Genomic DNA, 5,975 nt, shown 5'->3' with positions numbered 1-5,975 from the left:
ATCCGGTCATGACCCGGGTCACCCGCCAACCCGATCATGCATGATTCTAGAGACACAAGGGGTGCTGGCCGGAGTGCTGTCGGTTCCAAGCTGGAGCACCCCTCATCCGGCCGCTTCGCGGCCACCTTCTCCCACAAGGGGAGAAGGGGGAGCCAATCTCGTGCAGGCCCATCGCACATGATGGCCGATCCTGCCGGTGAAAATCTCGACAGGCGGTTCGGCGCGCTGCGCCGGTCCCAGAAGTCAGTCCAAAGACTCGGCATTGTGCCAGAAGCCGGCAAGTGTGCATGGCAGCCCATCATGAACGGTTCCGAATGAGCATGGTGACCACGAAGAAAGCGCCGACCGAACTGGTGATGATGCCGATCGGCAGTTCCTGCGGCGGCAGCAGCGTGCGCGCCAGAAGGTCGCTTGCCAGCAGCAGCACCGCTCCGAAGAGGGCGCAGCTTGCAATCAGGCGCAGATGCAACGGGCCGGCCAAGGGCCGGGACAGATGCGGGATCATCAGCCCGACGAAACCGATGACACCTGCGACCGAGACCAGGATCGCCGTCGAGAAGGCAGCGACGAGAAACGCCGTCCTGCGCATCCGCACAACCGGCACGCCGAGGCTTTCGGCAGCATTCTCGCCGGCCAGGAAGGCGTCGAGCTTGCGATGGTTCCACAGGCCATAGGCAAGAATGGTGCCCGCGCCAAGAGCAGCCAGCCCGACATTGTCCCATCGCGCCAGGCCGAGCCCGCCCATCGTCCAGAACAATACCGAGTGAGCGGCGCGCTGGTCTCCGGCGAAGACGAGATAGTTGGTCAGGGCGGCGAACATGAACGAGACGGCAAGCCCGGCCAGTATCAGCCGTTCGGGGCCTTGCCCCCTCACCCGCGAAACCAGCAAAAGCACGATGCCGGCGGCCAATATGCCGCCGGTGAAGGCGGCAACCGGCAACGTCCAGATGCCGAAACGGTCGCCAAAAATGGTGATGACGGAAACAGCGCCGGCCGCGGCACCGGAGGACAGGCCGAACAGGAACAGATCGGCGATGTCGTTTCGGGTTACCGTCTGCAGCAGCGCGCCGATGACGCCCAGCCCGGCGCCGACACAGATCGCCATGATGGTGCGCGGCAGCCTGAGATCGACGACAATCTTGGCAACCGGGATATTGCCGAGCGAGCCGGGCACGAGGTCTCCGTCCAGCCCGGCCGCATGTCCGAGCGCAGCAATCACGTCGCTCAACGCTATGACCGTCGATCCATAGGCGATCGACAGCAGAGCAAGCGCGGCGATTGCTGCCGCTCCTGCTGCCATGGCCATTTCGAATGCCCTGTGGCGCAAGCTCAGAAGGCTTCCGGGTGTATCGCGCTGGCGATCTTGCCGATCGCCTCGATGTTAGCAGGTCCGGGCGTCAGCTCGGCATAGCGCAGCGCGACGAAGCGCTCGTTCCTGACCGCATCGGTCTCCTTCATTGCCGGATGGACTTTGAGGAAGTCGAGCAGTTTCCTGTAACCGCCGCCGTCCTGGTAGTCGAGCAGGATCAGGAACTGCGGATTGCGGGAAGCGACCGTTTCCCAGTCCGTGTTGCCCCAGCTCGTCTGCATGTCGGCCATGATGTTGTCGCCGCCGGCAGCGGCGATCATGGCGCTGGGGATCGCGAACTTGCCTGATGTGAAGGGTTTGTCTTCGCCGGAGTCGTAGAGAAACACCCGCGTCCGCTCGCGGTCGCCGACCTTTGCCGTGATATCGGCGAGTTGCGCTTTCCAGCCTGAAACGAGTTTTTCCGCCTTGGCTTGCTTGCCGAAAATCCTGCCCAGCTTTTCGATGTCGCCGTAGAGCAGGTCCATCGAGGCGGCGGGGCGGTTGTTGTCGAGATGGACGCAGCTTTCCGTCAGCACCAGCGTCTTGACGCCGTGCGGCGCCAGCGTATCTGGCGTTACGTCGCCGCCCGGCTTCATGCCGTAATACCAGCCGGCGAAGAAGAAATCGGGCTCGACCGCGACCAGGTTTTCGAGCGTCGGATATTTCGGCGCAAGTTCCGGGATCGCGCCCTGCTCGGCCTTGAATTCCGGACCGACCTTGTACCATCCGGTGATGCCGGTCAGGCCGACGATCGACGGTTGCAGCCCCAGAGCGAAGGCCATCTCGGCCATGTTCATATCCTGGATGACGGCGCGCTTCGGCGCGGCGTCGAACGTCAGCGGCGTGCCGCAGCTGTCGACTGTTACCGGGAAAGCGAAGGCGGTCTGGGCAAGCAGCATAGAGGCAAAAGACAGTGCGAGGCGTTTCACGGATGTTGCTCCTTGGTTGGATCAGAAGAGGCACGGTTCGGGACTTCGAACACCGTGAGTTCGCGGTCTTCGGTCGGATGGCGCAGCCGAAGCACCTCGACGCCGAAAATCTCGCGAATCAACTGCTTGGTCAGCGCCTCGCGCGGACGGGCGAGTGCCTGCAGGCGGGCCTCGTTCATCACCGCGACCCTGGTGGCAAATGGCGTGACCAGCGACAGATCATGCAGCACCGCCACGACGGTCATGCCAAGCTGCGATACGAGTTCGAGAAGTTCGCTGCGGGCGCGCGGATCGAGATGATTGGTCGGTTCATCGAGGAACAGGATTTTCGGCTCCTGGGCGATGGCGCGCGCCAGCTGGGCGCGTTGCCGCTCACCACCCGACAGCGAGCCGATCGTGCGGCCGAGCAGCGGCAGCAGGCCGGTTCTGCGAAGCGCTTCGACGACGACGTCGCGTTGCTCGCTCCTGCGTCGCCAGCAGGCATGCGGGACCCGCCCAAGTCCGACGTAGTCGATCACGGCAAGCCGCGGATCGGGCTGATCGGTCTGGCCGACGACCGCCATGTGCAGCGCCCGCTCGGCGGCCGGAAACGTCTCCAGCCGGCGTCCGGAAAATCTCACATCTCCCGCGCTCGGACGCAGCGTGCCGCATAGCATGCGCAGCAGCGTCGTCTTGCCGGCGCCGTTGGGACCGATGATGGCGAGGCGGTCTCCCGCCGCGACCGAAAGGCTGACCGCACTGACCAGGCGCTGGCCATTCGCCGTGGCGCTCAGTTCACGCGCTTCAAGAAGAGGCTGGCAGGCGTCCAACTTACCGTCACTTTCTCAATGGCGACGGAAGGAAGCTGGACCGGCCGACAAGACCGATGTCCACGTCTCCTCCCGGCACACCCCGTCCGGTCAACTCGTGCGATGGCAGGTCTCCTGGCTCGCGGGTCCTTGCGCCATCCTGCCTTCCCAGCCTTGCCGGCCAGTGGCATTTTCGGATTTTGCTCGCCGCTTACAGTTGCGGGGGGCAGCCACGGCCTCGATCCGAAGATCTCACCGTGTTCCCTTTTCACCCCTCGCCTTTCGGCTTGGGGACCATCAGTCAGCCCCCCTAGTTTTCCGCCAATCCCAGCGCAATAAGTTTCCGGGGTTCGGAGTGCCCCGCGAGCAATGGTCTTGTCAGAACGAGCATACCGAATCTCGTAATGTAATAACGTTACTACTTAAAAGACAACGCCTGCTCCCGTCAAGCCCTTCGCCCAACGCCTTGGACTTGCCGACCACCGTCGCATTGCGCGGTGCGCAATTTCGATCAAACTGCCTCCACCAGGAAGCGATACCATGACCTGGCCAATGCGCAGTCCCACAGCAAGGAGCCATATGAACCCGACCGAGAAAGCGCTGTGGTTCGTCGAAAGCCATCTGCCGGAGGCCATCTCGCTCGACGATGTCGCCAACAGCAGCGGCGTGTCGCGCTTTCACGTGACGCGGGCTTTCGGTGCGGCGACCGGACGTTCGGTGATGGGCTACCTGCGTTCTCGCCGGCTGACCGAGGCGGCGCGCAGGCTCGCCGCCGGCGCACCGGACATCCTCTCGGTCGCGCTCGACGCCGGCTATGCCTCGCATGAGGCTTTCACCCGTGCCTTCCGCGACCAGTTCGGCACCACGCCGGAACTGGTGCGCGCGCAAGGCTCGCTCAAAAACCTCGATCTCGTGGAGCCGATCCTGATGGACCAGTCCTTCCTCGCCAATCTCGAGCCGCCGCGTTTCGAAACCAGCCGGCCGTTCCTCATCGCCGGTCTCGGCGAGCGCTACAGCTGCGAAACCAGCGCCGGCATTCCGATGCAGTGGCAGCGGTTCGGCCCCTATGTCGGCAACATTCCAGGCGAGGTCGGCGACATCGCCTATGGCGTCTGCGTCAACGGCGACGATGCAGGCAATTTCGACTATATCGCCGGCGTCGAGGTGTCCGATTTTTCGGACCTGCCGAAGGGGTTTTCGCGCGTACGCGTGCCGGCGCAGAAATACGCCGTGTTCGCCCATCGTGACCACATCTCGACCATCCGCCGCACGGTCAACACGATCTGGAACAAATGGCTGCCGGCCTCCGGGCACAAGATTGCCGACGCGCCCGAATTCGAGCGCTACGGCCCCGAATTCGATCCGCGCAGCGGCAATGGCGGGCTGGAAATCTGGATACCGGTCGGGTGAGGAACGGCCAGTTTTCAACTTGTGTTGGAGACTAGTGTCGAGGCGATCCGCCTTATCTTGCCTTCTCCCCTTGTCCCACAAGGGGAGAGGGGAAAGACGCTACAAGTCCAAATTCCAGTTCTGGCCGACCAGATCCTTGCCGAAGGCGTGGTGGCGTTCCTGATTGGCCAGCTTGAACCCGGACGCCTCGTAGATGCGACGCGCTGAGGTGAGCACGTCGTTGGTCCACAGCGTCAATTTCTTGTAGCCCTTGGCACGGGCAAAGCCGATGCATTCCTCGACCAGCCGCCTGCCGATGCCGAGACCGCGCGCCGAGGGTTCGACATAGAGCAGGCGCAGCTTCGCCACCGCGTCCGACTGGCGCACGAGAAAGACCGAGCCGACGGCTTCCCCTTCCCGCTCGGCGATCCAGCTGCGTTCCCATTTCGGATCGTAGGATTTGACGAAGGCGCCGAGGATTTCGGCGACCAGCGCCTCATAAGTTTCGTCCCAGCCATATTCCTGCGCGTAGAGCAGGCCCTGGCGATGGATGATCCAGCCGATGTCGCCGACCTGCAAAGACCGCAGCATGTAAGGGACCCTGGGCTCTGCACTCTCGCCCAGCAGGCGCTGCACCGTCTGCATCGCCTTGACCAGCCTGTCCTGTTCCGGTGCGGAAAGCCGGTCGAGCAGGGCCGCGACCTGATCGTGCGAACCCTGGTTCAGCGGCGCGAACGCCGCTCTTCCCGCCGGCGTCAGCGCAATCGACGAGCGCCTAGCATCGGCTTGCGTCGCCACGCGCTCGACCAGACCACGCTCCTCGAATTTTTTCAGCAACCGGCTGAGATAGCCGGGGTCGAGCCCGAGATCGCGCGCAAGATCGGTGGCGGTCAGGCCATCGCGATGCGCCAGTTCATAGAGCACCCGAGCCTCGGTCAGCGAGAAGGCGCTTTTCAGCAGCCCTTCATCGAGCAGCCCGATCTGGCGGGTGTAGAAGCGGTTGAAGCCCCGCACCGCATCGATCCGCTCCCTGCCGGGTTGATGATGAATCGTCATGGCATCCTCCTGCCAGCACAAGATCAACCACTTAGTTGACTTAGTCAAGTATCAGTTCGAAGCAGGCTGCGGCTGTCGATCAGCTCACTCAACGCCTTGACTCTCGCCAGCCACCGGCTTATCTCACCGCCACGTTAGCACTCGCCATTGGTGAGTGCTAAGCGTAGGTCCGGCGCCGCCGGGCTTATAGGTTTGTCCGGCGCCGCCGGACGGAGGAACTATTCTCACCATTCTCACCGAGGAATAAAAAATGGCAAAGTCGAAGTTCCGCCCGCTTCATGACCGCGTGGTCGTACGCCGGGTTGAATCCGAATCCAAGACTGCCGGCGGGATCATCATCCCCGACACGGCGAAGGAAAAGCCGCAGGAAGGCGAGATCATCGCCGTTGGTTCCGGCGCCCGCGACGAAGCCGGCAAGCTCGTCCCGCTGGACGTCAAGGCCGGCGATCGCATCCTGTTCGGCAA

Annotated in this window: 6 protein-coding genes and 1 riboswitch; of the genes, 2 read left to right on the top strand and 4 right to left on the bottom strand. The window is 63.3% G+C overall.

All coding sequences use genetic code 11. From position 1 onward, the window contains the following. Window positions 1–298: 298 nt before the first annotated feature. Genes AC0L28_RS34160 through AC0L28_RS34150 form a run of 3 tightly spaced genes read right to left on the bottom strand, consistent with a single transcriptional unit; the run spans window position 299 to window position 3,086 of the window. The gene (locus tag AC0L28_RS34160) at window positions 299–1,300 is read right to left on the bottom strand and encodes a FecCD family ABC transporter permease (protein WP_473482858.1); all 1,002 of its coding nucleotides are present in this window, start codon (window positions 1,298–1,300) and stop codon (window positions 299–301) included. Window positions 1,301–1,329: 29 nt separating this feature from the next. Continuing rightward, the gene (locus AC0L28_RS34155) at window positions 1,330–2,277 is read right to left on the bottom strand and encodes an ABC transporter substrate-binding protein (protein ID WP_473482856.1); all 948 of its coding nucleotides are present in this window, start codon (window positions 2,275–2,277) and stop codon (window positions 1,330–1,332) included. Next, the gene (locus tag AC0L28_RS34150) at window positions 2,274–3,086 is read right to left on the bottom strand and encodes an ABC transporter ATP-binding protein (RefSeq protein ID WP_023802245.1); all 813 of its coding nucleotides are present in this window, start codon (window positions 3,084–3,086) and stop codon (window positions 2,274–2,276) included. The genes AC0L28_RS34155 and AC0L28_RS34150 overlap by 4 nt, the downstream gene beginning before the upstream one ends. Before the next feature lie 87 nt (window positions 3,087–3,173). Beyond that, a riboswitch (cobalamin riboswitch) is annotated at window positions 3,174–3,379 on the bottom strand. A gap of 265 nt (window positions 3,380–3,644) precedes the next feature. Here AC0L28_RS34150 and AC0L28_RS34145 point away from each other — a divergent pair. Next, a complete protein-coding gene (locus AC0L28_RS34145; protein ID WP_023802244.1) occupies window positions 3,645–4,475 on the top strand; it encodes an AraC family transcriptional regulator in 831 nt (276 codons plus the stop codon). A 99-nt stretch (window positions 4,476–4,574) separates the two neighbouring features. Here AC0L28_RS34145 and AC0L28_RS34140 read toward each other — a convergent pair whose 3' ends face one another. Further along, window positions 4,575–5,510 carry a bifunctional helix-turn-helix transcriptional regulator/GNAT family N-acetyltransferase gene (locus AC0L28_RS34140; RefSeq protein ID WP_023802243.1) on the bottom strand — a complete coding sequence of 312 codons (936 nt, stop codon included), beginning with the start codon at window positions 5,508–5,510 and terminating at the stop codon, window positions 4,575–4,577. Between the two features lie 250 nt (window positions 5,511–5,760). Here AC0L28_RS34140 and AC0L28_RS34135 point away from each other — a divergent pair. Further along, the coding region (locus AC0L28_RS34135; protein ID WP_133254887.1) for a co-chaperone GroES at window positions 5,761–5,975 on the top strand (215 nt) is incomplete at its 3' end.

This window comes from Mesorhizobium sp. WSM4847, from assembly GCF_055811335.1.
Note: the sequence above shows the minus strand (reverse complement) of the source record. Positions and strands in the feature narration are given on the sequence as shown.

Bases quoted from the DNA above. Each gene is read 5' to 3' on its own strand.
- AC0L28_RS34160 (WP_473482858.1), bottom strand. From the start codon at position 1,300: ATGGCAGCAGGAGCGGCAGCAATCGCCGCGCTTGCTCTGCTGTCGATC.
- AC0L28_RS34145 (WP_023802244.1), top strand. From the start codon at position 3,645: ATGAACCCGACCGAGAAAGCGCTGTGGTTCGTCGAAAGCCATCTGCCG.
- AC0L28_RS34140 (WP_023802243.1), bottom strand. From the start codon at position 5,510: ATGACGATTCATCATCAACCCGGCAGGGAGCGGATCGATGCGGTGCGG.